General features: G+C 71.7%; 16 protein-coding genes, 1 other RNA gene and 2 pseudogenes. 9 read left to right on the forward strand and 10 right to left on the reverse strand.

Annotated elements, in window-relative coordinates:
* Position 1 precedes the first annotated feature (1 nt).
* Complete coding sequence (yicI, locus tag QFZ76_RS21050; protein ID WP_307675197.1) at positions 2-2,251, forward strand: alpha-xylosidase; 2,250 nt, start codon at positions 2-4, stop codon at positions 2,249-2,251.
* The gene (locus QFZ76_RS21055) at positions 2,251-3,258 is read left to right on the forward strand and encodes a LacI family DNA-binding transcriptional regulator (RefSeq protein WP_307675198.1); all 1,008 of its coding nucleotides are present in this window, start codon (positions 2,251-2,253) and stop codon (positions 3,256-3,258) included. The genes yicI and QFZ76_RS21055 overlap by 1 nt, the downstream gene beginning before the upstream one ends.
* A 21-nt stretch (positions 3,259-3,279) precedes the next feature.
* On the opposite strand, the gene QFZ76_RS21060 is transcribed toward QFZ76_RS21055, so the two are convergent.
* The 6 genes from QFZ76_RS21060 to ftsE all read right to left on the reverse strand — a co-directional run bounded on the left by QFZ76_RS21060 (position 3,280) and on the right by ftsE (position 8,443).
* Positions 3,280-4,266 carry a PHB depolymerase family esterase gene (locus QFZ76_RS21060; protein WP_307675199.1) on the reverse strand — a complete coding sequence of 329 codons (987 nt, stop codon included), beginning with the start codon at positions 4,264-4,266 and terminating at the stop codon, positions 3,280-3,282.
* A gap of 161 nt (positions 4,267-4,427) precedes the next feature.
* Positions 4,428-4,814, reverse strand: a transfer-messenger RNA (tmRNA) gene (gene ssrA / locus QFZ76_RS21065).
* A 149-nt stretch (positions 4,815-4,963) separates the two neighbouring features.
* The gene (gene smpB, locus QFZ76_RS21070; protein ID WP_266438811.1) at positions 4,964-5,506 is read right to left on the reverse strand and encodes an SsrA-binding protein SmpB; all 543 of its coding nucleotides are present in this window, start codon (positions 5,504-5,506) and stop codon (positions 4,964-4,966) included.
* A gap of 52 nt (positions 5,507-5,558) precedes the next feature.
* Positions 5,559-6,731 carry a S41 family peptidase gene (locus QFZ76_RS21075; RefSeq protein ID WP_307675200.1) on the reverse strand — a complete coding sequence of 391 codons (1,173 nt, stop codon included), beginning with the start codon at positions 6,729-6,731 and terminating at the stop codon, positions 5,559-5,561.
* 67 nt (positions 6,732-6,798) lie between these two features.
* Positions 6,799-7,719: a permease-like cell division protein FtsX gene (ftsX, locus tag QFZ76_RS21080; RefSeq protein WP_307675201.1), complete on the reverse strand. Its 921-nt coding sequence runs from the start codon at positions 7,717-7,719 to the stop codon at positions 6,799-6,801.
* Between the two features lie 34 nt (positions 7,720-7,753).
* Positions 7,754-8,443, reverse strand: coding sequence for a cell division ATP-binding protein FtsE (gene ftsE / locus QFZ76_RS21085; protein ID WP_307675202.1), 690 nt, complete (start codon positions 8,441-8,443; stop codon positions 7,754-7,756).
* A gap of 223 nt (positions 8,444-8,666) precedes the next feature.
* Here ftsE and QFZ76_RS21090 point away from each other — a divergent pair, with 223 nt between their 5' ends.
* Positions 8,667-8,858, forward strand: coding sequence for a hypothetical protein (locus QFZ76_RS21090; RefSeq protein WP_266438800.1), 192 nt, complete (start codon positions 8,667-8,669; stop codon positions 8,856-8,858).
* 124 nt (positions 8,859-8,982) lie between these two features.
* Here the strand turns inward: QFZ76_RS21090 and QFZ76_RS21095 are convergent, their stop codons facing one another.
* From QFZ76_RS21095 to QFZ76_RS21110, 4 genes and pseudogenes are all read right to left on the reverse strand, one after another.
* On the reverse strand, positions 8,983-9,597 hold the full coding sequence (locus QFZ76_RS21095) for an LPXTG cell wall anchor domain-containing protein (RefSeq protein ID WP_307675203.1): 615 nt from the start codon (positions 9,595-9,597) through the stop codon (positions 8,983-8,985).
* A gap of 302 nt (positions 9,598-9,899) precedes the next feature.
* A complete protein-coding gene (gene prfB / locus QFZ76_RS21100; RefSeq protein WP_307675204.1) occupies positions 9,900-11,006 on the reverse strand; it encodes a peptide chain release factor 2 in 1,107 nt (368 codons plus the stop codon).
* A gap of 184 nt (positions 11,007-11,190) precedes the next feature.
* Positions 11,191-12,433 (reverse strand): annotated as a pseudogene (locus tag QFZ76_RS21105) (serine/threonine-protein kinase).
* A gap of 153 nt (positions 12,434-12,586) precedes the next feature.
* Complete coding sequence (locus tag QFZ76_RS21110; RefSeq protein WP_307675205.1) at positions 12,587-14,275, reverse strand: serine/threonine-protein kinase; 1,689 nt, start codon at positions 14,273-14,275, stop codon at positions 12,587-12,589.
* Between the two features lie 439 nt (positions 14,276-14,714).
* Here QFZ76_RS21110 and QFZ76_RS21115 point away from each other — a divergent pair, with 439 nt between their 5' ends.
* The 6 genes and pseudogenes from QFZ76_RS21115 to QFZ76_RS21140 all read left to right on the forward strand — a co-directional run bounded on the left by QFZ76_RS21115 (position 14,715) and on the right by QFZ76_RS21140 (position 26,287).
* Entirely contained in the window at positions 14,715-18,398 is a 3,684-nt protein-coding gene (locus QFZ76_RS21115) for an FHA domain-containing protein (protein WP_307680085.1), read from the forward strand.
* Positions 18,399-18,669: 271 nt separating this feature from the next.
* The gene (locus QFZ76_RS21120) at positions 18,670-20,049 is read left to right on the forward strand and encodes an ABC transporter substrate-binding protein (RefSeq protein WP_307675206.1); all 1,380 of its coding nucleotides are present in this window, start codon (positions 18,670-18,672) and stop codon (positions 20,047-20,049) included.
* A 4-nt stretch (positions 20,050-20,053) separates the two neighbouring features.
* On the forward strand, positions 20,054-21,397 hold the full coding sequence (locus tag QFZ76_RS21125) for a carbohydrate ABC transporter permease (protein ID WP_307675207.1): 1,344 nt from the start codon (positions 20,054-20,056) through the stop codon (positions 21,395-21,397).
* Complete coding sequence (locus tag QFZ76_RS21130) at positions 21,394-22,302, forward strand: carbohydrate ABC transporter permease (RefSeq protein ID WP_307675208.1); 909 nt, start codon at positions 21,394-21,396, stop codon at positions 22,300-22,302. Before QFZ76_RS21125 ends, QFZ76_RS21130 begins: the two co-directional genes overlap by 4 nt.
* Positions 22,303-22,453: 151 nt before the next feature.
* The gene (locus QFZ76_RS21135) at positions 22,454-24,865 is read left to right on the forward strand and encodes a CDP-glycerol glycerophosphotransferase family protein (RefSeq protein ID WP_307675209.1); all 2,412 of its coding nucleotides are present in this window, start codon (positions 22,454-22,456) and stop codon (positions 24,863-24,865) included.
* Between the two features lie 111 nt (positions 24,866-24,976).
* A pseudogene (locus QFZ76_RS21140) lies at positions 24,977-26,287 on the forward strand (hypothetical protein).
* Positions 26,288-26,367 lie beyond the last annotated feature (80 nt).

Raw genomic sequence — 26,367 nt, forward strand, 5'->3', positions numbered from 1 at the left:
CATGAAGTTCACCGACGGCTACTGGCTGCTGCGCGAGGGCGTCACCGCGGCCTATCCGGTCGAGGTGCTCGACGTCACCGCGCAGGACGGCACGCTGGAGATCCACGCGCCGACCCAGCCCATCCGCCACCGCGGCGACCTGCTGAAGGGACCGGTCGTGACGATCAGCGCCCACGCGCCGATGCCGGACGTCATCGGCGTCACCTTCACCCACTTCAACGGCGAGCAGCCGCGCGGACCGGAGTTCGAGGTGGGGCGCCAGGAGGTCCCGCCCCAGGTGTCGTACGACGACGAGCACGCGACCCTGACCTCCGGCGCGCTGTCGGTCCGGGTGGCCCGCACCGGCCCCTGGCAGGTCGACTTCCTCGCCCACGGCCGCACCCTCACCTCCAGCTCCACCAAGGGCATGGGCATCATGCGGGACGCCTCGGGCGGGCACTACCTGCGCGAGCAGCTCGACCTCGGTGTCGGGACCTCGGTCTACGGCCTCGGTGAACGCTTCGGCCCCCTGGTGAAGAACGGCCAGGTCGTCGACATCTGGAACGCCGACGGCGGCACGGCGACCGAGCAGGCCTACAAGAACGTGCCCTTCTATCTGACGGACGCCGGCTACGGCGTCTTCGTCGACCACCCGGGCAAGGTGGCCTTCGAGGTCGGCTCGGAGAACGTCTCCCGGGTGCAGTTCAGCGCCGAGACCCAACAGTTGACGTACTACGTCATCCACGGCCCGGCCCCGAAGGACATCCTGCGCAAGTACACCGCTCTCACCGGCCGCCCGGCCCTCCCGCCCGCCTGGTCCTTCGGCCTGTGGCTGTCGACCTCCTTCACCACGTCCTACGACGAGGAGACCGTCACCTCCTTCATCGAAGGCATGCGAGAACGCGAACTCCCCCTGTCCGTCTTCCACTTCGACTGCTTCTGGATGCGGGAGTTCAACTGGTGCGACTTCCAGTGGGACCCGCGGGTGTTCCCGGACCCGGAGGGGATGCTGGCGCGGCTGCACGCGCGGGGCCTGCGGGTGTCCGCGTGGATCAACCCGTACATCGCCCAGCGCTCCCCGCTGTTCGCGGAGGGCAAGGCGCTCGGGCATCTGCTGAAGCGGCCGGACGGCAGCGTCTGGCAGTGGGACCTGTGGCAGCCCGGCATGGCGCTGGTCGACTTCACCAGCCCGGCGGCCCGCGAGTGGTACGCGGCCAAGCTGGAGGGGCTGCTCACCCAGGGCGTCGACTGCTTCAAGACCGACTTCGGCGAGCGGGTGCCCCTCGACGTGGCCTGGTCCGACGGTTCCGACCCGGAGCGGATGCACAACTACTACACGTACCTCTACAACCGCACGGTCTTCGACGTCCTGCGCAAGCACCGGGGCGAGGAGGAGGCGGTCGTCTTCGCCCGGTCGGCAACCACCGGCAGCCAGAAGTTCCCGGTCCACTGGGGCGGCGACTGCGAGGCGACGTACGAGTCGATGGCGGAATCGCTGCGCGGAGGCCTGTCCCTGGGGCTGTCCGGCTTCGGCTTCTGGAGCCACGACATCGGCGGCTTCGAGGGCACCCCCACCCCCGCGCTCTTCAAGCGCTGGCTGGCCTTCGGCCTCCTGTCCTCCCACAGCCGCCTGCACGGCAGCTCCTCCTACCGGGTCCCGTGGCTGTTCGACGAGGAGTCGGTCGACGTGCTGCGGCACTTCACCCGGCTGAAGCTGCGGCTCATGCCGTACCTGTACGAGGCCGCGCGCACCGCCCACACCGAGGGCCTGCCGGTGATGCGGGCGATGGTCCTGGAGTTCCCGGACGACCCCGGGTGCGCGCATCTGGAACGGCAGTACATGCTCGGCCCGGACCTGCTGGTCGCGCCGGTGTTCAGCGACGAGGGGGAGGTGACGTACTACGTCCCCGAGGGCACCTGGACCCACTTCGTGACCGGCGAGACGGTGACCGGGCCGCGCTGGGTGCGCGAGACCCACGGGTTCTCGAGCGTGCCGCTCCTCGTGCGGCCCGGCGCGGTGATCCCGGTGGGCGCGGTGGCCGACCGGCCCGACTACGACCACGCCGACGGGGTCACGCTGCGGGCGTACGGCCTGGAGCGGGGCGACCAGGTGACGGTACGGGTCGGGGACGTGACCTTCACCGTCGTACGCGAAGGGGACCTGCTGCGGGCGTCCTGCGGTGATCCGGTGGCGCCCTGGGGGCTGGCCGTCGGTGAGCGCGAGGTGCGGGCGCGGGCCGGGACCGGCTTCCTGACCGTGGAGTGGGCCTGATGGTGAAGATCACGGACGTGGCGCGGCAGGCCGGGGTCTCCCCGAGCACGGTCTCGTACGCGCTCAGCGGCAAGCGCCCCATCTCCGACGACACGAAGCGCCGGGTCGAGGAGGCCATCCGCGAGCTGGGCTACCGGCCGCACGCGGGCGCGCGGGCGCTGGCCAGCAGCAAGTCGAACGTGCTGGCGCTGGTGGTGCCGTTACGCGCCGGCATCCACATACCGGTGGTCATGCAGTTCGCGGTGTCGGTCGTCACCACGGCCCGGCGGTACGACCATGACGTCCTGCTGCTCACCCAGGAGGAGGGCGAGGAGGGCCTGCGCCGGGTCGCCGACACGGCGTTGGTGGACGCGCTGATCCTGATGGACGTCCAGCTCCAGGACCCGCGTCTGCCGCTGCTGCGGGTGCTGGAGCGGCCCTCGGTGATGATCGGCTTCCCGGCCTCCTCCGAGGGCCTGACCTGCATCGACCTCGACTTCAAGGCGGCCGGCGAGGTGTGCGTGGAGCATCTGGCCGGGCTCGGGCACCGGGCGGTGGCCCTGGTCGGGTCGCCGCCGGAGGTGTACGTCCGGCAGACCGCGTTCGCCCAGCGCGTGGTCCAGGGCTTCACCGCCGCCGCCGACCGGCACGGGCTCGCCTCCTCCGTCCACCCCTGCGAGGCCGCGTCCGGCGCCGCCCGCAAGGTCGCCGAGCGACTGCTGCGCGAACAGCCCGCGCTGACGGGGGTCGTCGTCCACAACGAGCCCTTGCTGGAGCCCCTGATCGACGCCTTCGAGCAGCTCGGGCTGCGCGTGCCCGGCGACCTGTCCGTCACCGCCATCTGCCCGGACGAACTCGCCGAGTCCGTCCGGGTCCCGGTGACCTCCGTCGCCCTGCCGTCCGCCGACATCGGCACCCGGGCGGTGGAGCTGCTGATGCGGAAGCTCGACGGCACGGAGGTACCGGAGGCGACGCTGCTGGCGCCGCGGCTGACGGAACGGGCGAGCACGGCGCCGCGCAACGCCTGACGCGCGGCGCCTGCGCCTGCTTCAGCCGAGCCCCCAGGCCCGTCCGAGCCGGTGGGCGGCACACAGGTTCACGTCGAGGACGTACGCCCCTGCGGTCCCGCACTGCTCGCTGCCGCTGCCCGGGTCGACGGGCTGCCCGTGCCCCATCCCGGTGACGCTGTAGGTCTCCACGACGGCCTTCCCACGCGCGTCCCGGAAGACCTGGTGGGGATACCCGGCCACGGTGTCACTGACGTCGGCGGTCTGGTCCGCCCCATGGACGTTGGTCCACTGCTTCGTCAGGTCTGTCATGTTGACGGGCTTCACGGTGTAGTCGGCCGTGCCCTGGAAGGCGATCAGCGTGGGCCAGGGCCCGGTGTACCCGGGCCGCGCGGCCCGCACCCGGTCGCCCCACTGCTGCGGGGTCTGGGTGGCTCCGACGTACATGCAGACGTACGGCGACCCGGCGGCCTGCGCGCACCCGTACGGCAGCCCGGCGACGATCCCGCCGCCGGCGAACTTCTCCGGGTACGCCGCCATCATCACGGCGGTCATGCCGCCCCCGGCGGACAGTCCGGTGACGTAGACGCGCGAGGCGTCGCCGGTGACGTCGGCGAGCTGCCGGTCGACCATCTGGGCGATCGACGCGGCCTCACCCTGCCCGCGCTGCATGTCCCCGCTCTGGAACCAGTCGAAGCAGCTCGACGCGTTGTTGGCGGCCTGCTGCTGCGGCAGCACGACGGAGAAGCCCCAGCGGTCGGCGAGCTGGAGCCAGCCGCTGCCGGTGCCGTAGCCGGAGGCGTTCTGCGTGCACCCGTGCAGCGCGACGACGACGGGCCGGCCGGCGGGCAGCCCGTCGGGGACGTACCGGAACATGCGCAGGGCACCGGGGTTGGTCCCGAACCCGGTGACCTCCTGGAGGGAGGCGGCCTCGGCTCGGCCCGGGGTGAGGAAGGCGGCGAGGAGGGCGACCAGGAGGGTCGCGAGGACGGTGAGGCGGTTTCGGCTTGCGGCTCTGGTCTGGGTCATGGGGAGGGACCGTAGAAGCCTGAACGACCCGTCGATATGGGGTGGCACACCACAATGGGCGGGGTACGCGTGGGGCCCGCATGCACGCGGCATGACACAGGCCCCGCCGCTCGGAAGCGACGGGGCCTGTGCCCACATGGGGTACCCGCTCAGGCGCGGGCGAGTGGAGATGGCGGGAATCGAACCCGCGTCCAACGGTGCAGAATCAGGGCTTCTCCGTGTGCAGTTCGCTGCGATTTTCTCGGCCCCGGCGATCACGCGAACAAGTCGCCGACGGGCCCAGTCACTGTTTGATTTCCCATCGAACCCCGTGACCGGGCTCGATGGTTTAGTTCCCTAGATTATGCCAGGGTCCGGGTCGGGAACATCCCCGGTCTGACACCCGTAAGGGCCTTCACTCACTGCTTATTAGGCAGCGAGGGCGAAGGCGCGGGAATCGCTCTTGGAATTGGCGATTATTGGTTGCGACATATGGTTAACGAGATCATTGCCGCTTCCTCGACACGCTTCCCCTGCTTCGACAGCCGCTGTCGAAACCGATCATCCCCATGTTGCTGTGTTTAATTAAAAACCGTTCAACCCTCTCCGGAGACCGGAGAGGAGCGCGCACCCGCTGTGGGGTGCAGTTGCCATCGTACGTGACCAACGCGGGACGATGCCACCGTATTCCCGGCGGTCTCGCCCTGCGGCCCCGCTCCTACTGGGCCCGCTGCTTCCGCTTCGCCGCCGCGATCGCGCGGTCCGACTCCCGCCGGTCCTGCTTCTCCCGCAGCGTCTGGCGCTTGTCGTACTCCTTCTTGCCTCGCGCGAGGGCGATCTCGGCCTTCGCCCGGCCGTCCTTGAAGTACAGGGCGAGGGGCACGATCGTGTGACCCGTCTCCTGGGCCTTGGACTCCAGCTTGTCGATCTCCTCACGGTGCAGGAGCAGCTTGCGCTTGCGGCGCACGGAGTGGTTGGTCCAGGTGCCCTGGCTGTACTCCGGGATGTGGGCGTTGTGCAGCCACGCCTCGTTCCCGTCGATCTGGACGAAGCCGTCGGTCAGCGAGGCCCGGCCCTGGCGCAGCGACTTCACCTCGGTGCCGCTGAGCACCAGCCCTGCCTCGTAGACGTCGACGATCGCGTAGTCGTGCCGTGCCTTCTTGTTCTGGGCGACGATCTTGCGCTTGCCGTCCTTGGCCTTCACGGCCCCCGAGCCCTGCTTGGGCTGGGATTCCTTCGGTACGTACATTCCCTTGCTCATAGTCCCGCCATTTTCGCACTACGAAGGGGGTCTGCGGGAAGCCGATTAACGGCTACCGCCCCAGACCGCTCAGCACCGTCTCCGCGCGCTCCAGCACCTGCCGGTCCGCCTCCAGGTCCGGCGTGATGCCGGCGCCGTCCACGCCGCGGCCGGACGGGGTGCGGTAGTGCCCGACGGTCAGCTCGGCGACGGACCCGTCGGGCAGCCGGCTCGGCATCTGGACCGAGCCCTTGCCGAAGGTGCGGGAGCCCACGACGACCGCGCGGCCGCGGTCCTGCAGGGCGCCGGTGAGCAGCTCGGCCGCGCTCATCGTGCCGCCGTCGACCAGCGCGACCAGGGGTCTGGTGGTGTCGCCGCCGGCCTCGGCGTGCAGGGCGCGCTGCTCGCCGTCGACGTCGTAGGTGGCGACGAGGCCGCCGTCGAGGAAGGCGGAGGCGGCGGTGACGGCCTCGGCGACCAGGCCGCCGGAGTTGCCGCGCAGGTCGAGGACGATGCCGGCGCCGGCCGGTGCCTGCCGTACGGCGGTGCGGACCCGCTCGCCGACGCCCTTGGTGAAGGCGGCGATCCTGATGACGGTGATGCCGCCGGCCAGTGTGCGTTCGGTCACGTCGTCCGTGGAGAGGCGGGCCCGGCGCAGAGTGACGTCCCACGCGCGCGTGCCGCGTTCCAGGCCGAGGCGGACGGTCGTACCGGCGGCCGCGTCCTTGGCGTCGCCACGTAGTAAGGAGACGACCTCGGTGACGGGCCGTCCGTCGACCTTCGCGCCGTCGACGCTGCGCAGCCGGTCGCCCTTGTGGATCCCGGCGGCGGCCGCGGGCGATCCGGAGGCCACCCGGGTCACCTCGATACGGCCGTCCCGGTCGCTCCGCGCCCACAGGCCGACGCCGGTGTACCGGCCGTCAAGGGCCTCCTCGAACTCCTCGTACTCGCCCTCGGAGTAGACGGCGCCCCAGCGGTCCCCGCTGCGGCTGACCGCGCGTTCCGCGGCCTCCACGGGGGACTGGCCGTCGGCCATGGCCTCCTCGGCGGCCTTCGCCACGTCCTCGTGGCGGCTCGCCGAGGCGGCCGAGATCGTCGGGTCGGAGGAGGATTTCCGGTCGCGGCCGTCGGCCTCCGGGAAGGATCCGGTCGCGGCGCCGGCGACGAGGACGCTCGTGAAGACCAATGTCAGGGCGGCCCCGCGGCGGATGCGGCGGGGCTGGCAGAACAGGTCTCGGCCTGACATGCGGGTGAGTCTAGGACAACGCGAAGGGCCGCACGGCCGGTTGACCGTACGGCCCTCTTGGCATGCGTCACACCTTCAGGTACTTGCGCAACGCGAAGAACGCGGCAAGCGCGGGCATCAAGAGACTCGTCGCCAGGATGAGCGGCAGCTTCGTCAGGACGGCGTCCCAGCCGATGAAGTTGATCAGGTTCAGCTTCTCGGAGAGGGCGAGGCCGTGGTCGATGAGGAAGTACCTCGCGATCACCAGGAACCCGCACGCGACCGTGCCGCCGATGAGTCCGGCGACCGCGGCCTCCATGATGAACGGCGCCTGGATGTAGAAGCCCGAGGCACCGACCAGGCGCATGATCCCGGTCTCGCGCCGCCGGCTGAACGCCGAGACACGCACCGTGTTGACGATCAGCATCAGCGCGACGACCAGCATCAGCGCCATCACCGCGCGCGCGGCCCAGTTCATGCCGTTCAGCAGCCCGAAGAGGTTGTCGAGGATCCCCTTCTGGTCCTGCACCGACTGCACGCCGTCCCGGCCGTCGAAGGCGGTGGCGATGACCTGGTACTTCTCCGGGTCCTTCAGCTTGATCCGGTACGACTCCTGCATCTGGTCCGGCGTGAGGGAGCTGGCCAGCGGGGAGTCGCCGAACTGCTCCTTGTAGTGCTTGTAGGCCGCGTCCTGCGACTCGTAGGTCACCTTCTGCACGACGGACGTCATCTTGTCCAGGTCGGCGAGGATGGCCTTCTTCTGGTCCTCGGTGACCGCGCCCTTGGCGCAGTTCGGGTCGGACTCGGCGTCGCTCTTGTTGCAGAGGAAGACCGAGACGTTGACCTTGTCGTACCAGTAGCCCTTCATGGTGTTGACCTGGTCGCTCATCAGGAGCGACCCGCCGAACAGGGCGAGTGACAGGGCGACGGAGACGATCACCGCGAAGGTCATCGTCAGGTTGCGGCGGAGACCGACACCGATCTCGGACAGTACGAACTGGGCGCGCATGGCGTCTGGTTATGCCTTTCCGTGGACGTGGCGGTCAGTGCTGGTAGCCGTAGACGCCGCGTGCCTGGTCACGGACGAGGCGGCCCTTCTCCAGCTCGATGACGCGCTTGCGCATCTGGTCCACGATGTTCTGGTCGTGCGTCGCCATCACCACGGTCGTCCCGGTCCGGTTGATCCGGTCGAGCAGCTTCATGATGCCGACGGAGGTCTGCGGGTCGAGGTTGCCGGTGGGCTCGTCGGCGATGAGCAGCTTGGGCCGGTTGACGAAGGCGCGCGCGATCGCCACGCGCTGCTGCTCACCACCGGACAGCTCGCCGGGCCTCCGGTCCTCCTTGCCGCCGAGCCCGACGAGGTCGAGCACCTGCGGCACGGACTTGCGGATCTCGCCCTTCGACTTGCCGATGACCTCCTGTGCGAAGGCCACGTTCTCGGCGACCGTCTTGTTGGGCAGCAGCCGGAAGTCCTGGAACACGGTCCCCAACTGGCGCCGCATCTGCGGCACCTTCCAGTTGGAGAGGCGCGCGAGGTCCTTGCCCAGAACGTGCACCTGACCGTGGCTGCACCGCTCCTCGCGGAGGACCAGCCGCAGGAAGGTGGACTTTCCGGAGCCCGAGGACCCCACGAGGAACACGAACTCGCCCTTCTCCACTTCCAGGGAGACATCCCTGAGTGCGGGGCGGGTCTGCTTGGGGTAGACCTTGGATACGTTGTCGAATCGGATCACGGATGCACCACGGGTCGCCGGGGGTAGATGAGCGTGACCATACGCGAACCGGGTAGGCGAGCGCAGGCACCGGTTGCGGTTGCGTGACAGATGTGCGCTTTGTGCCTCCCTCGGCCCCATGGGACCCCGCGCTGAATTCCGGGGAACCTGGCACAGTGGAGGGGGAACGTTCGCGTTCCCGTAGGCGTTGTGTCCATGGAACCGGTGCAAGGAGGGCGAGCGCATGACGTACGACCGGCTGGTGTGCGCGAACTGCGCGGCGCCCGTGAGCGAGGGCCGGTGCCATGTGTGCCGCGCGAGCCGCGAGCGGCTGCAGCAGGAGAACCTGTTCGCGGGTCTCAACCCCATGGCACTGATCACATTGCTCGCTGTATTGATCGCGGCGGTCGCGCTCCTGGCGCACCAGACCGCGTAGGACGCGATCCGAGAACGTACGAGGCGTACGGGACATACGGGACGCACGAAGGGCCCGGAGCGGTTTCCCGCTCCGGGCCCTTCACCGTACGGCCTGCGTACGGTCCGTAAGCAGACGGCTACCGTCAGGCGGCCGCGCCACCCCGGCCGCCCATGAGGCGCGGCAGGATGCGGAAGCCGACGCCGCCGGCGATCATCGTGGCGGCACCGATCACCAGGAAGGTGGTCTGCGCGGCACCGGTGTCGGCGAGCTCCTCACCGCTGCCCTGGGCCGACGTGTCGGCCGGGGTGTCCGTGCCGGTGTCGGTGAGGGACGAGGAGCCCTCCTGCTGGGCCGAGTCGCCGGAACCGCCGTCGGGGTCGGTGTTGCTGTTGCCCCCGCCGTTTCCGTTGCCGTTGCCGTTGCCGTTTCCGTTCCCATTGCCGTTCCCGTTGCCCGGGTCGGTCGGGTCCTCGGTGGGCTCGGTGGGCTCGTCCGTGGGCTCGGTGGGCTCGGTGGGGTCGGCCGTCGGGACGTCCGTGGGAGGAACGTCCGTCGGCAGGTCCGTCGGGATGTCGGTGGGAATGTCGGTCGGGACCGGCGGCGTCGGAGTCGGCGACTCGTCGGCGCACAGGACACCCAGGATGCAGTCGTCCGTCTCCGCGGCGGATGCGGCACCGGCTGCGGTCAGCGAGGCGCCGGCGGCGATCACGGCACCGGCGGCGACCCGCGCGATCCGGATGCGCGTCTTCTTGGTCATCTGGTTGCTACCCCCAGTAGCTCATCGTCAGTGAGGCGGCGCCCGGGGCCGTGATCAACGGAGGAGGTAGCTGCACGTATGCCCCCCGGTTCACATGCGCCCCAGAGATACGCATGCCGCGCGTTACCCTTCCCATTTTTCAAAGCAACGTCAAGGCCATTGCGCGCGCAATGTCCAACTAAGCGATCTTTGCCGGACAATGAAGCGTGTGAGTGTGATGTAAAACCCAGACATCAGGCACCCATTCGGTCACGCAAAAGGCAACTGCCGCCAGCCGGGCGACAGTTGCCTTGTCGACAAACTTACTTCTCCTGCTGCTTGCGCCAGCGAATTCCGGCCTCCAGGAACCCGTCGATCTCGCCGTTGAACACGGCCTCCGGGTTGCCGACCTCGTAATCGGTGCGCAGGTCCTTGACCATCTGGTACGGGTGCAGCACGTACGAACGCATCTGGTTGCCCCAGGAGTTGCCGCCGTCGCCCTTGAGGGCGTTCATCTTGGCCTGCTCCTCCTGGCGGCGCCGGTCGAGGAGCTTGGCCTGGAGCACGTTCATCGCGCTCGCCTTGTTCTGGATCTGCGACCGCTCGTTCTGACAGGAGACGACGATGCCGGTGGGGAGGTGGGTGAGGCGCACCGCGGAGTCGGTGGTGTTCACGCCCTGGCCGCCCGGCCCGGACGACCGGTACACGTCCACCCGCAACTCGGACTCGTCGATCTCGATGTGGTCGGTCTGCTCGACCACGGGCAGGATCTCGACGCCCGCGAAGGAGGTCTGGCGCCGCCCCTGGTTGTCGAAGGGCGAGATGCGCACGAGCCGGTGGGTGCCCTGCTCGACGGAGAGGGTGCCGTAGGCGTACGGAATCTGCACGGCGAAGGTGGTCGACTTGATGCCGGCCTCCTCGGCGTACGACGTCTCGTAGACCTCGGTCTTGTAGCCGTGCTGCTCCGCCCAGCGCAGGTACATCCGCTGGAGCTTCTCGGCGAAGTCGGCGGCGTCGACGCCACCGGCCTCGGCGCGGATGTTGACGAGCGCCTCGCGCGCGTCGTACTCACCGCTGAGGAGCGTGCGGACCTCCATCTCGTCCAGCGCCTTCTTGACGGCGACGAGTTCGGCCTCGGCCTCGGCCTTGGTGTCCGGGTCGTCCTCCTCCTCGGCCATCTCGAACAGCACGGAGAGATCGTCGATCCGCCCGCGCAGCGTCTCCGCCTTCCTGACCTCGGCCTGGAGGTGGGAGAGCTTGCTGGTGACCTTCTGCGCCTCGTCCGGGTTGTCCCACAGGGACGGCGCGGCCGCCTGCTCCTCGAGCACGGCGATTTCTGCCCTCAGCCTGTCGAGGTCCAGAACGGCCTCGATCGACTCCATGGTCGAGGAGAGGGACTTGAGCTCTTCGGATACATCGACGACTGCCACGCCTCCAGCCTAACGGCTCCGCCAAGCGGGGGGCGCCGGTGCGGGCGCGGGCTGGGGGCTCCGCCCCCGGGCTCTGTTCTTGGGCGACTTCTTGTCCCACCGAGACGGGTGGTGGGTGGGCATAGGCCGGGGGTCCAGGGGGCGGAGCCCCCTGGTGGGGTTGAAGGGGCGAAGCCCCTGGCGGTCACGGTGTCGCCGGTGACGAGTTCTTCGTGTCCTGAGGGGTGCCGGGGTCGTCGCCCGAGGTGGCCCGCCCAGGTGCCGACGCCGGCCGCGGCGACCAGCAGCACCGCGGCCGCGCCCAGTACGACACGCCGGCGACGCGTGGCCGCACGGTGCCGGGCGGAACCGGGGCGGGGAGCGCCGGCGGCCCGGGGCGCACGGGCGGTGCCCCTCGCACCCCCGGCCAGCTCGTCCGGCGCCGGCACCCTCATCGACGTATGCGTGTCCCGGTTGGAGTCGGCCGGCTTCGCGCCCGGTACCAGCGGCACCGCACCCCGCCGCCGTACCGGCGCCGAGGACACCGGCTCGTCCTGAGGCGCGGCCTCGTCCGCGTCCTCCTCGGACTCGGTGTCCGGCTCGTCCACGTCCAGCGGCGGCATGCCCGCCAGCATCGGCAGCAGCTCCCGCAGCCGCGCGCCCAGCTCGGAGGCGCGCAGCCGGGAGGCCGGCGCCTTGGCCAGGCACTGCACCATCAGCTGCCAGAGCTCGTCCGGAATGCCGGGGAGCGGGACGACCGTCTCCGTGACGTGGCGGCGCAGCACCGCACCGGGATGTCCCCCGCCGAACGGGGTGAAGCCCGCCAGCAGCTCGTACAGGACCGTCGCCAGCGCGTAGATGTCCACGGAAGCGCGGGGCGGCAGGCCCTCCACGATCTCCGGTGCCAGGTAGTCCGGGGTACCGATGATCTTCGTGGCCCGGGTCCGCCGCGGTGAGTCGATCAGCTTGGCCACGCCGAAGTCGGTCAGCAGCGCCGGATGGGAGCCGCCGGGGCCCAGGGGACCCTGCATGTCCAGGAGCACGTTCTCCGGCTTGACGTCACGGTGGACGACCCCGGCCGCGTGCGCCGCCGCCAGCCCGTCGGCGATGTCCGCGACGATCGCGACGGCCGCCTCGGGCGCGAGCCGCTTCTCCCGGTCGAGCCGGGTGCGCAGGTCGGTGCCTCGGACGAGGTCCATGACCAGCGCGAGGTCGTTGCCGTCGACGACCAGGTCGCGCACGGAGACCACGTTCGGGTGATCCAGGCCGAGCAGGGCCGTGCGCTCCTGCACGAAGCGTCCGACGAGCTCCTGGTCGGACGCGAGGTCCTCGCGCAGCAGCTTGACGGCGACGGGTCCCTCGGGCCCCTCGCCCAGCCACACCGTGCCGGCGCTGCCCCGCCCCAGGATCTGGTGGGCGGTGTACCGGCTGCCGATCTTCCGTGCCAAGGCTGCTCCTACTGACGCGTGTTGCCGACAAAGCTACGCGCCGCAAGAGCCAACCTTCACCGCGGAGACGGAAATCACCCGCTGGGTGTCGACAAATCCCCAGAGTCACCCGGATCTCAGGGATCTCAGAGGATCTCAGGGCTCTCGGGGCCGCTACTGGCCGGAGGAGTTCCCGCTCAGGTCGCCGATCCACCCGGACACCGTGTCGAACATGTCGCCGATCTGCTGCCAGTAGCTCTTGCCCGTGCCGATCCACTCCTGCAACGGGCTCAGCTCCCAGACCAGCCAGCCCGCGACGAACAGGATGACGATCGTGAACAGGCAGCCCTTGAGGCAGCCGAGCCCGGGGATCTTCATCGGGTTGGAGCTGCGCTGCCGCGGCTCGCGGGGCTCGCGGGCCGGCCGCCGGGGCTCCGGCTGCGGGGGCGGCGCGTACCGCTGCGGCTGCGGCTGCTGACGGGGCTGGGGCCGCTGCTGCGGGGCGTACTGCTGCGGCTGTTGCTGCTGCGGATGGCCGTAACCACCGGGCTGCGGCCGCTGTGCGGGCCGCTGCTGCTGGGGTCGCGGCTGCTGGTCCGGCCGGGCGGCCTGCCGCTGGGGGCGGCGGCGCAGCGGGTCCTGGCTGGGGTCGAGGTACTGGACCTGCGTCTGTTCGTTGCGGTCGCGGGCGGCCCGCAGCTGGTTCTGCCAAGGGTGCGGGTCCTCGGGCTGACCGGGCTGCTGCCCCTGCTGTCCGCCCGGCTGGTGCTGCGGCACCGGCGGCATGACGGCGGTCGGATCGGCGGCACCGAAAGAGCCCCCGCCGGGGCTGCCGGGGCCGCCGGTGTGGGGCATGACGCTGGTCGCGGCGTTCGGGTCGTACGCGCCCGCGCCGTGCGGCAGCACCTGGGTCGGGTCGGCGGCGCCGGGCATGCCCGGGACGGCCGCCGGGGCCGGGTCGGGTGCCAGCAGCGCGCCGACCGATTCCGCGGCGGCGATCTGCGCGGAGTTCGCGTGCACGCCGACGCCCGCGGCGACGGTGCGCAGGGCGCGCGCGAGGTTCTCGGCGCTGGGGCGCTCGTCGGGGTTCTTGCGCAGGCAGCGCTCTATGACCGTCCAGAGCGGGTCGGGGACCGTGGACGGGCGGCGCGGTTCGGCGCTGAGGTGCTGGTGGAGGACTTCGAGGGCCGAGCCGCCGCCGAACGGGGGGCGGCCGGTGACCAGCTCGTACATCAGGATGCCGGCGCCGTAGACGTCGACGGCGGAGGTCTGCGGGCGGCCCTCGGCGGACTCGGGCGCGACGTACGCGGGCGTGCCGACGAACTCGTGCGTGCGGGTCAGGCCGGGCGAGTCGGCGAGGCGCGCGATGCCGAAGTCGGTCAGCATCGGGTGCATCTGGCCGCCGTTCTGCTTGAGCAGGACGTTCGCCGGCTTCAGGTCGCGGTGGACGACGCCGTCGGCATGGCTGGCGGCGAGCGCGTCGGCGATCTGCGCGGTGAGCAGGGCGGCGCCGACGGGCGAGAAGGGGCCGTTCTCGCGCAGGTAGCGGTGCAGGTCGGGGCCCTCGACGAGGTCCATGACCAGGGCGAGCAGATCGCCCTCGACGACCAGGTCGCGCACCCGCACGATGTTCGGGTGGGTCAGACGGAGCAGGACGGAGCGCTCCCGCAGGAACCGCATCACGATGTCGGGGTCGCTCGCGAGCTCCTCCTTGAGGACCTTGATCGCGACGGTCTCGCCGGGCTGGCCCTGCACGGCCGCCTCGGCGCCCGCGGTCTCGCGCTGGCGGGCTCGCCAGACGGTCCCCGTGGCGCCGCGTCCGAGCGGCTCCTCGAGGAAGTACTTGCTGCCTACCGGCCGCACGTCATGCGCTCCCTGTTGCTGGCTTGTCTGCTTGCTTACCTGACCCCTGCACCGGGTGTCCGGCGTGCTATGGGTGTTCCGACCCACTGTAGTGCCGCTGTCCGGAACGCCGCGGTGTCGTCTTTCTGTGCGTCTTACGTACCGGTTCCCGTCCGCGTTCGAAGGAAAGACGCTCGACTCGATCCCGTTGGTTGCCACAGCCGCGCGTGAGCGATCTCAAGTGGTCACGAGTCGGGCACTGGTCAGGCACTTTTGCGGGCAGAGCCGACCAATCAAGATCATTTGATGATGGGCGGCGGGCGCGTTGTCAGTGGCAGGTGCGAGGATGCCTCCTGTACTGGCCGACGTGCTCGTGGTGGGGGAAGTCCGTGGCGTGGGACCGCCGTTCCGGCTTCGTCCTCGTCCCCGGGTGCCCGCGCAGAAGGGACCGCTGACGGCGATGCAGATCCGGCTGACCGTCGTAGACCCGCTGGGGCCGCCCGAGCGGACCCAGGGCCGCGCCGCGGGCTGTGACGTGCTGGTCACCGCGCCCGCGGGCACCGCCCTGGCCGCGGTGGCGTCGGCGCTCGCCTCGGCGGTCCCCGCGGACGCGGGCGCCCCGCCGGAGCGGAGCCGGGAGGCCGGCGGCGGCCCGGTCGTGCTGTACGCCGGTGCGGAGCGGCTCGACGCCCAGCGCTGCACCCTGGGCGAGCCCCCGCTGATCGACGGCGCCGTGCTGTCCCTGGGCGCCCCCGGCGAGCCGGAGCCCCACCCCGAGCTGGACGACGCGCCGACCCAGCTCCACGTGATCGCCGGCCCGGACGCGGGCGGGGTCCATCTGCTGCACGGCGGCCAGATCCACATCGGCCGCTCCGCCGACGCCGACGTCCCGCTCGACGACCCCGACGTCTCCCGCCTGCACTGCGCGGTGACCGTCGGCCCCGACGGCCGCGTCTCGGTCGCCGACCTCGACTCCACGAACGGCACCTCGCTGGACGGCGCGCGCGTGGGTACCCGCCCGGTCCGCTTCACGCCGGGCGCGCTGCTCAGGATCGGCGAGTCGGCCCTGCGGCTGGCCCCGGCGGGCGGCCCGGGGGCGCGCGTGCGGACGACTCCCGACGGGGAGGGGCAGGTGCGGGTGCCCACCGGGGACGCGGCGCCGACCCAGGCTCCCCCGCCAGGCGGCGGGCCCGGCCCGTCCGCCCCCTCCAGCCCCTCCAGCCCCTCCAGCCCCTCCAGCCCCTCCAGCCCCTCCAGCCCCTCCAGCCCCTCCGACAGGACGCATCACGCGTACGGCTCGGCGGGCTGGGGTGCCTCGACCGGCACCCCGGACGCGCAGGGCCACGCCCCCGTCGAACCACCGCTCGTCGTACCGGGCCAGGGCGGGGCGCCGCACATCGAGACCAACGGGGACCGGCCGTACGGCCGGTCGAGTGCCGTACCCCGGGACGGCTCGGGCGCCGGCTCAGGTTCCGGCTCGGGTTCCCGCACCCGCTCCGGCGACAGCGGGGCGACCCACGCCGGGCGGTTCGGCGTCGCCGCGGCGGGCGGCGCCTCGGTCCCCGGGACCGGAGACCCGGGGCAGACACGCGAAGGCCCGTCCGACGCGAGCAGGCCCGGCACCACGGACGACGACACCGATCCCGCCACCGCATCCGCCCCCGCCCCCGACACCGGCCGCCGCAAAGGCACCCCCCTCCGCGGCACCGACGTACCGCCCGGCCTGCGCAAACGCGGCGGGCTCTCGGCGTGGGCGCGTCGCCTGACCGGCGGGCGCGGCGAGCAGGAGACGGCCGGGGACCCCACGTACGACGAGACCGGCGGCACCGCCTCCCCGGCATCGCAGCCGGCACCCCCCGCCCCGCCGTCCCAGGCCCCCGAGGCCTGGCCGGACCCGGCGGCGCTGCTGCTGACGGCGCTGGGCCCGGGCCCTCGGCTGTGGGAGCGCGGCCCGGGCCACCCGGAGGCGCTCACCGTGCGGCTCGGCACGGCGGACCGTGCGGCGCCCGACGGCTCGGGGCTGCTGCCCGTCGTTCCGGTGACCGCCGATCTGCGCGAGGCCGGGGCGCTGGGGCTGGCCGGACCGCGCGAGCGGCTCGCCGGGCTGGCCCGCGCGGTCGTCGCCCAGCTCACCGCGCTGCACTCCCCCGATGCCCTGGAAATCGTCCTGATCAGCGCGGACCGCTCCCGGCCCGTGGCGGAGCGCACCGCCGAGTGGTCCTGGCTTGGCTGGCTCCCGCATCTGCGCCCGGGACACGGCCAGGACTGCCGCCTCCTCCTCGCCTACGACCGCGAACAGGCCACGGCCCGCACCGACGAACTCCTCCGCCGCCTGGAGGACCACCTCACCGATGCCTCGGTCCCCGCCTCCGCCCGCCGGACGGCCCCGTCGTACGGCACGGACGCGAGTATCCCCGGCGACCGCCCACCCCGCGGTGCGAACCACCGCCCCGCCTGGGCCCGGGACGACGACGCGGTGGACGACGAGGGCCGGAGCGGTTTCCCCGGCCCGTACACGGTGGTCGTCGTGGACGGCGATCCCGGGGGCGCCGCCGTGCGCGAGGCGGTGGCGCGGCTGGCGCTGGACGGCCCGCGGGCCGGCATCCATGTGGTGTGCCTCGCCGAGACGGCACCCGCGTCGCCCGCGTCGCCGGTGACGGAGACGTACGAGGCGGCCTGCGCGGCGGCACCCGCTTTCCGTGAGTGCGGTGCCGTGGCGCTGCTCAGCGGCGACGTGGCGACGGCACTGCGGCTGATGCGGGTGGCACGGCCGGGTGCGGGTACGGACGGTTCAGCGACGCCCGCCACGCGCGCCACGCCCACCTCCCCGAGCACCCCCACCGCCCCCGTCGGCCCGGTGGGCCACGGCACCGTCGCCGCCGTGGACGCCGTCTCCCTCGCCTGGGCCGAGCGGTTCGCGCGGGCGCTGGCGCCGTTGCGGGCAGAGGGCATCGCCGGTGAGCGGCACGCGCGCGTGTCGGCGCCGCTGCCCCAGGCGGCCAGGCTGCTGGAGGAGCTGGGGCTGGCCCGGGCCACCCCGGCGTCGCTGATGGCCCGCTGGGCGGACGCGGCCGACGACACGGAGTCGCTCGGCGGGCGAGCCTGGGCCGTGCTCGGCGCCGGACCGCGCGGCCCCGTCTGCGCGGACCTCGCGCTGGACGGCCCGCATCTGCTGATAGAGGGACCGGCGGGCAGCGGCCGTACGGAACTGCTGCGGGCCGTCGTCGCCTCGCTCGCAGCCGCCGAGCGTCCCGACCGGCTGAGCGTGGTGCTGATCGACGGCCGGGACAGCGTGGGCACGGACGGCGGCGGACACGGCGAGGGCCTGCGCATCTGTACGGACGTACCGCATGTCACCACCCACCTCACCGCCAACGACCCCGTGCGGATGCGGGAGTTCGCCCAGTCCCTGAGCGCCGAGCTCAAGCGGCGCGCGGAGCTGCTCGGGCGGTCCGACTTCGCCGAGTGGCACACCGGGCGCGAGGTGTCGGGCCGCATAGTCGCCCAGCGCACGCCCCCGGCCCGCGGCGTGTCCGGCACCGCGGAACACACCGGAGACCTGGACACCCCGTCCAGCTCCACCATCCGGCTGCGCCCGGCGGCCGCCCGACGGCAGGCGGAGGCGGCGCCGCCGTTGCCCCGCCTCGTCGTGATCGTGGACGACCTGGACGCTCTGGTCTGTCCTGCGCTGGGTTCGCCGGGCAGACCCGCGGCGGGTTCGGTGATACGCGCCCTGGAGGCCGTGGCCCGCGAGGGCGAGCGCCTCGGCGTCCACCTGGTGGCCGCGTCCGGCGTCGGCGGCCGTACGGCCCAGTCGGACCCGGCACGGCTGGCCACCCTCCGCGTCACGCTGGACACCCCGGCCTCCGGCCCCGACGAACCGGCCCCCGGCCGCGGCCGCCTGGCCTGGGCGGACGGGCGAGTCACGCCGTTCCAGGGGGGCCGGGTGACGGGACGGATCCCGCGTACGGCGACCTTGCGGCCGACGGTCCTGCCCCTGGACTGGGAGCGGATGGGAGACCCGCCGACCCGACGTCCGGTGCGCGAGCTGGGCAACGGCCCGACGGACCTGGCCCTGCTGGCCAGCGCGCTGGAGCGGGCGGCGCGCGAGGTCGCGGCGACCGAGGTGCCGTCACTCCTGTAGCGCCGGTGCGGACCGTCGGCCGGCACCGGTCCGGCACAGAATCAGCCCGTCCGGCGCTTGAGGACGAGGCCGTTCACGCCGATAGCGGTGGTCTGGGGGCGCCGGCCCCCAGCGGACGCGAGCCACCACCCGCCCGTACCTGGTCACGAGGGGGTCACGATCCCCGGCTTGACACGCGACGCGCTCTTGCCGCCCCCAACCCCCCGGGCGTAGACCAGATCGCACGGGACAGCGCTCGAACGTTCGACGAGGCACGAAGAACGGGGCAGTGATGCGCAGCACGAGCAGTACACATCGGAAAAGCAGGGCCGTACACACCGCGGCCGCTCTCCTGGCGGGAGCCCTCACGCTCTCGCTGACGGCGTGCGGCGGCGATGACGACAACAGCGGCGGCGGCAGCGAGGCGACCGCCAAGGAGACAGGCACCACCGTCACCCTCCCCAAGCTGGACGGCGAGAGCCTGGAGGTCGCCGCGGTCTGGACCGGCGCCGAGCAGGCCAACTTCAAGAAGGTTCTCGCGGAGTTCGAGAAGCGGACAGGCGCGAAGGTGACCTTCGTGCCCGCGCAGGACCCGATCGTCAACTTCCTCGGCTCGAAGATCGCGGGCGGCCAGCCGCCGGACATCGCGATGCTCCCGCAGCCGGGCGCCATCAAGCAGGCCGTGGACAAGAAGTGGGCCAAGCCCCTCGGCTCCGAAGCCCTCAAGGAACTGCAGGAGAACTACTCCCAGGGCTGGCAGGACATCGGCAAGGTCGGCGGCAAGCAGTACGGCGTCTACTACAAGGCCGCCAACAAGTCGCTGATCTGGTACAACGCCCAGGTCTTCGAGAACGCGGGGGCCACCGAGCCCAAGACCTGGGACGAACTCCTCACCACCGCGCAGACGGTCTACGACTCCGGCGTCACCCCGTTCTCCGTCGGCGGCGCCGACGGCTGGACCCTGACCGACTGGTTCGAGAACATCTATCTCTCCCAGGCGGGCCCGGAGAAGTACGACCAGCTCGCCAAGCACGAGATCAAGTGGACGGACCCGTCCGTGAAGGACGCGCTGACGACACTGGCCCAGGTCTGGGGCAAGAAGGACTATGTCGCGGGCGGCGCGGCCGGCGCGCTGCAGACGGACTTCCCGGCCTCGGTGACGCAGACCTTCACCGGCGGCGACCAGCCCAAGGCGGGCATGGTCTACGAGGGCGACTTCGCGCAGGTCAACATCGTCCAGGCCGGTGCGAAGGTCGGCACGGACGCGAAGGTGTTCCCGTTCCCGGCCGTGGGTGACACCGCGCCGGTGGTCTCCGGCGGCGACGCGGCGGTGATCCTGAAGGACTCCGAGGCGGCGCAGGCGCTGGCCACCTTCCTCGCCTCCCCGGACGCGGCGACCGTCCAGGCGAAGCTCGGCGGCTACCTCTCGCCGAACAAGAACGTGGCGGACTCGGCGTACCCGAACGCGGTACAGCAGAGGATGGCCAAGGCGCTGATCGCGGCCGGTGACGACTTCCGCTTCGACATGTCCGACCAGGCCCCGCAGGCCTTCGGCGGCACGCCCGGCAAGGGCGAGTGGAAGGCGCTGCAGGACTTCCTGAAGAACCCGAAGGACATCGCCGGCACCCAGCAGAAACTGGAGGCCGACGCGGCGGCGGCCTACGGCGGCTGACGCGATGGCATCTGCCAATGCGGCAGGGGGCACTCCGCCCCCTGCCGCTTCCAAGTCGCGCAAGAGCGTGACCGGCACCCGCAAGAGCGTGGCTGCGCTGTTCCTGCTGCCCGCTCTCGTGCTGCTGGGCGCGCTCGTGGTCTACCCGATCGGGTACTCGGTCGTCCGCAGCTTCTACGACCAGTCCGGCGACGGCTTCGCCGGATTCGACAACTACGAGGCGCTGTTCACCGACGAAGGCATCCGCACCGCGCTGAAGAACAACGTCATCTGGGTGGTGTTCGCCCCGACGGTCGCCACCGCGCTCGGTCTGATCTTCGCGGTGCTGACCGAACGGGTGCGCTGGGGCACGGCGTTCAAGCTCGTCGTCTTCATGCCGATGGCGATCTCGATGCTGGCGGCGGGCATCATCTTCCGGCTGGTCTACGACCAGGACCCGGACAAGGGCGTGGCGAACGCGGTGTGGGTGGGTGTTCACGACACCTTCGCGGAGGCGTCCGCGTTCCCGAAGGCGCACCCGGGCCGCGATTCGCCGCTGGTGGCGCAAGGGGGGAGCTTCGTCACCAAGGCGACGGTCAGCACCGGCGACACCGTCACCCTGCCCCTCGTGGGCGTCGCCCCCGAGCAGATGCCCGGCGACGCGAAGCGGGCCGTACCGCCGCAGGCCGAGCCGGGGAAGATCACCGGCACGACCTGGCAGGACTTCACCCGCGGCAAGGGCGTGGGCACGCTCGGCGCGCCCGACGCGTCCGAGGTCGGCTACCCCGGCATGAAGATCGAGGCGGTCAGGGACGGCAAGGTGGTGGAGTCCACGAAGGCCGCCGACGACGGCACGTTCACCTTGTCCGAGAAAGCCGACGGGGCCCAACTCCGGCTCCCGGCAAGCAACTTCAAGGAGCCCTACAACGGCCTGGACTGGCTCGGCCCGTCCCTGGTCACGCCCGCGATCATCGGGTCGTACATCTGGATGTGGGCGGGTTTTGCGATGGTGCTGATCGCGGCCGGGCTGGCCGGGATGCCCCGTGAACTCCTGGAGGCGGCCCGGGTGGACGGGGCGAACGAGTGGCAGGTGTTCCGCCGGGTCACGGTGCCGCTGCTGGCGCCGGTCCTCGCGGTCGTCGCCGTCACTCTGATGATCAACGTCCTGAAGGTCTTCGACCTGGTCTTCATCATCGCGCCGGGCTCCTCGCAGGACGACGCGAACGTGCTGGCCCTGGAGCTGTATCGCAAGGGCTTCTCCGAGGACCAGCCGGGCATCGCGAGCGCCATCTCGGTGTTCCTGCTCCTGCTGGTCATCCCGGTGATGTGGTTCAACGTCCGCAGGCTCAAGCGGGAGGTGCGGCGATGACGACACATGCCGACCGGCTCACCAAGGAGGCGCCGGTCGAGGGCGTGAAGGCCAGGCGGTCCCTCGGCGCGCGCCTCGCCGAAGGGGTCAGCGGCGGTCTGCTGCGGGTGTTCCTCATCGTCGTCGGCCTGTTCTGGCTGGTGCCGACGATCGGTCTGCTGCTGTCCTCGCTGCGCCCGCCGCGGGAGATGGCCGCGAGCGGCTGGTGGGAGGTCTTCTCCAAGCCGTCCCAACTCACCTTCGAGAGCTACGACAAGCTGCTGCAGAACAGCGACATCACCAACTCGCTCGTCAACACGGTGCTGATCACGGTCCCGGCGACGGCCCTGGTCGTCGTCATCGGCGCGCTCGCGGGCTACGCGTTCGCGTGGATGGAGTTCCCGGGCCGCGACTGGTGGTTCCTGGGCGTGGTCGGCCTGTTGGTCGTGCCCGTGCAGGTGGCACTGATCCCGATCGCCGAACTCTTCGGCAAGCTCGGCCTGTTCGGCTCGATCTTCGGCGTGGTCCTCTTCCACACGGGCTTCGGTCTGCCCTTCGCGGTGTTCCTGCTGCGGAACTTCTTCGCGGAGATCCCCAAGGAGCTGCTGGAGGCGGCCCGGCTGGACGGGGCGGGTGAACTGCGCCTGTTCGCCCGGGTCGTGATGCCGCTGGGCGCGCCGGCGATCGCGAGCCTGGGCATCTTCCAGTTCCTGTGGGTGTGGAACGACATGCTGATCGCGCTGGTGTTCTCCGACTCCGGCAGCCAGCCGATCACGGTCGCGCTGCAGACGCAGGTACGCCAGTTCGGCAACAACATCGACGTCCTGGCGCCCGGCGCGTTCATCTCCATGGTGATCCCACTCGCCGTGTTCTTCCTGTTCCAGCGACAGTTCGTGTCCGGCGTGATGGCGGGCGCGGTCAAGTAGCCGCCAGGGACAGCCACTTCAGGGGGCGGACCACACTGGTCCGCCCCCTTTGTCCGCCCACGATCCCCCGAATGCCGTAACGCTTCGTAACCAGATCAACTCCTCGGCCGTTCCCGGGCAGAACGCCCGCGACGACCCTTGGATGTCCCCCTTGCCCAGGTTCAGTGTCATCGTCCCCGCGTACAAGGTTCAGGCGTATCTCAACGAATGCCTGGATTCGGTGCTCTCCCAGTCGTATCCGGATCTGGAACTGATCGTGGTCGACGACGGCTCGCCGGACGCCTGCGGCGCGATCATCGACGAAGCCGCGGCCCGCGACCCGCGTGTACGCCCCGTACACCTGCCCAGCAACGAGGGCCTCGGGCCCGCCCGCAACGCCGGTCTGCGCACGGCGACCGGCGACTACCTGCTCTTCCTGGACGGCGACGACACCCTCACCCCGCACGCGCTGCGCGCGATCGCCGACCGCCTGAAGGAGACCGGCGAGCCGGACATCCTGGTCCACGACTACGCGCGCGTCGACTGGTCGGGCCGTACCGTCCGCAACCAGGCGGCGATCCAGCTCACCGAACGCGGCCCGGCGTCCTTCGCCCTGGAGGACCGCCCGGGCCTGCTCAAGCTGCTGACGGTGGTGTGGAACAAGACGTACCGCCGGGAGTTCGTCGAGCGCGAGAGTCTCACCTTCCCGACCGGCTACTACGAGGACGTCCCGTGGACGTACCCGGTGCTCATGGCCGCCGAGTCGATCGCCACCCTCGACCGGGTCTGCGTCCACTACCGGCAGCGCCGCCGGGGCAGCATCACCCGCACCACCAGCCGCCGCCACTTCGACCTCTTCGAGCAGTACGACCGGGTCTTCGCGTACGTCGAGCAGCACCCCGAACTGGCGTGCTGGCGGCCGGTGTTGTTCCGCCGCATGGTCAACCACCTGACGACGGTCTTCGCCCACCGCGAGCGGCTGCCGCGCGATGCGCGGGCCGACTTCCTGCGCCAGGCGCGCGCCCTCTGCCGCCGTCACCACGCCCCCGGCCACCCGGTCCCGCTGCGCTCCCGGCTGCGGCACACCCTCGTCCGGCTGGGCCTGCGCCGCACGTTCCACACCCTGCAACGGGCCTCGGCCCTGCGCCGCCGCACGGTCAAGTCCCTGACCCGCCTGCTGAAGTCCATGGGCACCGCGGCCCTCCGGCTCCATTACCGCGTCCAGCGCCGCCTCCCGCTGCGCGCCGACCGCGCCCTCTTCGCCGCGCACGGCGGCCGCGGCCACGGCTGCAACCCGGGCGCCCTGGAGAGCGCGTTCCGCACCCACGCCCCGCACATCCGCACGACGTGGGTCGCGCGCCGCGAGCACCACCACACGATCCCTGCCGCCACCCGCCGCGTCAGGCCCGGCACGGTCGCCTACTGGACGGCGCTGGCCCGCTCCAAGTACCTGGTCAGCAACGTCGACTTCGACAGCCGCCTGGTCAAGCGCCCCGGCCAGATCCTCCTCCAGACACAGCACGGCACCCCGCTCAAGCACATGGGCCTGGACCTCCAGGAGCGCCCGGCGGCCGCCCGCGACACGGACTTCGCCGAGCTCCTGCGGGGCGTCGACACCTGGGACCACGTCCTGTCCGCCAACCGCCACTCCACCCTGACCTGGGAGCGCGTCTTCCCCGGCCGCTACCGCACGCTCGAGTACGGCCAGCCCCGCAACGACGTCTTCCAGCAGGCGACCTCGGTGGACGTGTCCCGGCTGCGCGAGACCCTCGGCGTCCCCGAGGGCACGGTCGCGATCCTGTACGCGCCCACCCACCGCGACCACCGCCGCAGCCAGCACCAGCCCCTCGACCTGGACCGGCTCCTGCGCGCCCTCGGCCCCCGCTACGTCGTCCTCGCCCGCGCCCACCACGCCTACGGCGAGCCCCTCACCGCCGGATCGGACCGGGTCATCGACGTCACCGACCACCCGAACGTCGAGCAGCTGTGCCTCGCCTCGGACGCCCTGGTCACCGACTACTCCTCGATCATGTTCGACTACGCCAACCTCGACCGCCCGATCGTGCTCCTCGCCGACGACCGGGAGGCCTACGAGGCGGCCCGCGGCACCTACTTCGACCTGCGCTCCTTCCCGCCGGGCGCGGTCGCGCGCAGCGAGGACGAGCTGATCGACATCTTCGCCACCGGCCACTGGCGCGGCTCGCGCTCCGCCCAGCTGCGCTCCGCGTTCCGCGAGCGGTTCTGCCCGTACGACGACGGGCGCGCCGCCGAGCGGGTCGTACGCCATGTGGTGCTGGGCGAGACGGACCTCCCGCCGGTCGTGCCACTCGCCGAGCGCCACCCGGTACCGTCCGCGGCGGCGGCCCTCGGCCGCTTTCCACTGGCGGGCGTGCCGCAGCCGGCCGGTCCGCGGGACGTCGGGTCGTTGGACGGCGGGTCGCTGGACGTCGGGTCGTTGGACGGCGGTTCACGGCTCGCCGGTCCGCCGGCCGTCGGTTCACCGGTCGTCGGTTCACAGCCCGTCGGTTCACCGGTCGGCGGTCCGCAGCCCGTCGGTTGGCCGGCCGTCGCCGACCGCGTCTGAATGCCGGTGCCACTCCAGGGAGTTCGCATGCCGTCCAGCCCCTCCCGGCCGACCCCGACCCGGCCCTCCACCTGGCGGCCGGCGGGCCGGCCCGGCCGGACGTAGTCGCTCATGAGGCCGCGCACCTGGGTGCTGGTGCTCGCCGCGGTGTTCGCCGTGCTCCAGCTCGCGAACGTCACCGGCCGGGACACCCCCGACACCAAGAACTACCTGTCGTACGCCCTGAGCCTCAGCGGCGACAGCAAGCGGGAGGCGGCGGCCGCCACCATCGACTACGCCTGCGCGGGCCGGGCGTCGACGGCGTACCGCAGACAGAAGGTCGACGTGGTGCGCTTCCACGGGCCGGACCCCCGCCGGCAGGTCGTGACGGAGTGCCGGGCCACGGCCCGGCGGGAGGTGGACGCGCGGCTGCGGGCGGGGCAGACGGGCGGGCATGCCGTGCCGTTCGGTTCGGCGCGGTTCATGCGGATCTTCGAGGCGCGGCCCGGATACCCGGTGTTCCTGCTGCCGTTCGTCACCATGTTCGGCGTGACGTGGGGGGTGTGGGTGGCGAGTGTCGTCATCGCGGTCGCGGGCGGAATCCTGGCGTTCCTCATCCTGCGCACCCTGTCCGTGCCGGTGCCGCTCGCGCTGACCGGCCAGGCGCTGTACTACGTCCTGCCGTGCGGCACGACCGCCATGCGGCCCATGACGGAGGGCCTGCTGCTGGCGCTGACGCCGGCGGCGGTGTGAGGGTGCGCGCTGGTGCTGCACGGGCATCGGGCCCGGGCCGGTCTGGTGCTGGTGGGCGGGTCGCTGGCCGGGCTGTTCACGGTGAAGCACTCGCAGGCGCTGTTTCTGGGGCTGTGCCTGGCGGGGGCGGGAGCGGCGATCGCCGTACGGCGGTGGCCGTGGCGGCGGGGGCAGGGGCAGGGGCAGGGGCAGGGACAGGCTGTGGGGCGTGGCGTGGTGGCTCTGGCGGCCGTGGGGTGTTCCGCCGTGGTCGGGACCTTGCTGCTGGCGAAGGCGCTGCACTACCCGTCCGCGTCCGAGAGCGTCCAGGATCTGCTCGCCGACCACTTCACCCGGCCCGACCGGACCCGCCCGTGGCCGGAGTTCCTGCACCTCCAGGCCAACTTCTGGACGGAATGGCTGCGTCGGCAGCTGTGGCAGCCGCTGTTCGCGGCGGCACTGGCGGTTGGTGCGTGGGGTGCGCTGCGGGGGCGACGGCGGGCGTTCGGCGGGTTCCTGGTGGCGGCGGGCTGCACGGGGATCCTCACGCAGGCCGCGCACCCGGACATCAACATCTGGGGCGATCGACTGATCGTGCCGGCGTGGCTGCTGCCGGTGGTCGGGGTGCCGCTGCTGCTGGAGCGTGTCGCACGCGAGCGGGTGACACTGCCCGCGCAGGAGCGCGCCGAACGGGCTCACACGATGGGGTGAGGTACGGACGGGCCGTCGCCCTCGGCGTGGCTGCGGGGAACATACGGCCAATGCCTCAGCCCCTCCCCCCGCTTCCCGTC

The organism is Streptomyces sp. V4I2, assembly GCF_030817655.1.
Lineage (GTDB): Bacteria > Actinomycetota > Actinomycetes > Streptomycetales > Streptomycetaceae > Streptomyces > Streptomyces plumbiresistens.

Coding starts and splice junctions, on each gene's coding strand:
- QFZ76_RS21115 (WP_307680085.1), top strand. CDS start 14,715: ATGCAGATCCGGCTGACCGTCGTAGACCCGCTGGGGCCGCCCGAGCGG.
- QFZ76_RS21090 (WP_266438800.1), top strand. CDS start 8,667: ATGACGTACGACCGGCTGGTGTGCGCGAACTGCGCGGCGCCCGTGAGC.
- ftsX (WP_307675201.1), bottom strand. CDS start 7,719: ATGCGCGCCCAGTTCGTACTGTCCGAGATCGGTGTCGGTCTCCGCCGC.
- QFZ76_RS21125 (WP_307675207.1), top strand. CDS start 20,054: ATGGCATCTGCCAATGCGGCAGGGGGCACTCCGCCCCCTGCCGCTTCC.
- QFZ76_RS21120 (WP_307675206.1), top strand. CDS start 18,670: ATGCGCAGCACGAGCAGTACACATCGGAAAAGCAGGGCCGTACACACC.
- QFZ76_RS21095 (WP_307675203.1), bottom strand. CDS start 9,597: ATGACCAAGAAGACGCGCATCCGGATCGCGCGGGTCGCCGCCGGTGCC.
- QFZ76_RS21055 (WP_307675198.1), top strand. CDS start 2,251: ATGGTGAAGATCACGGACGTGGCGCGGCAGGCCGGGGTCTCCCCGAGC.
- QFZ76_RS21060 (WP_307675199.1), bottom strand. CDS start 4,266: ATGACCCAGACCAGAGCCGCAAGCCGAAACCGCCTCACCGTCCTCGCG.
- smpB (WP_266438811.1), bottom strand. CDS start 5,506: ATGAGCAAGGGAATGTACGTACCGAAGGAATCCCAGCCCAAGCAGGGC.
- QFZ76_RS21075 (WP_307675200.1), bottom strand. CDS start 6,731: ATGTCAGGCCGAGACCTGTTCTGCCAGCCCCGCCGCATCCGCCGCGGG.
- yicI (WP_307675197.1), top strand. CDS start 2: ATGAAGTTCACCGACGGCTACTGGCTGCTGCGCGAGGGCGTCACCGCG.
- QFZ76_RS21130 (WP_307675208.1), top strand. CDS start 21,394: ATGACGACACATGCCGACCGGCTCACCAAGGAGGCGCCGGTCGAGGGC.